Source organism: Roseomonas sp. USHLN139 (assembly GCF_037145735.1).
Lineage (GTDB): Bacteria > Pseudomonadota > Alphaproteobacteria > Acetobacterales > Acetobacteraceae > Pseudoroseomonas.
Window position 1 is genome coordinate 1 of record NZ_JBBCWY010000032.1, and the last position, 605, is coordinate 605.

A 605-nucleotide genomic window follows, 5' to 3' on the forward strand; every position below is an offset into this window, starting at 1 on the left:
GGCGCCTTCTCGACCGGCAGGGATTCACCGGTGACCATGGACTCGTCCACGGCGCCGCTCCCTTCCAGCACCGCGCCGTCCACCGGCACGCTCTCGCCGGGCCGCACGCGCAGCCGGTCGCCGACATGCACCTCGGCCAGCGGGATCTCCTCGTCCTCGCCGTTTTCCTTGAGGCGCCGCGCTGTCTTGGGCGCCATGTTCAGCAGGGCCCGGATGGCGCCACCGGTCTGCTCGCGGGCTCGGAGTTCCAGAACCTGACCCAGGAGCACCAGCACCGTGATGACGGCAGCCGCCTCGAAGTAGACGGCCACTGTGCCGTCCATGCCGCGGAAGCCGTCCGGGAAGACGCCGGGCACAAAGGTCGCGACCAGGCTGTACAGGTAGGCGGCGCCGGTGCCGAGCGCGATCAGGCTGAACATGTTCAGGCTGCGGTGCACGACCGACTGCCAGCCGCGCACGAAGAAGGGCCAGCCTGCCCAGAGCACCACTGGCGTCCCGAGCAGGAACTGGAGCCACACGGAGACCCTGGGCGGCACCAGGTGGTGGATGGCTAGGCCGGGGATGTGGGCGCCCATCTCCAGGACGAGGATCGGCAGGGTCAGCAC

1 protein-coding gene is annotated in these 605 nt (G+C 69.9%); it reads right to left on the bottom strand.

Annotation, left to right across the window (positions count from 1 at the left end):
- Window positions 1-605: P-type ATPase (locus tag WFI16_RS26895; RefSeq protein WP_442970746.1), on the bottom strand; the 605-nt coding region annotated here is incomplete at both ends.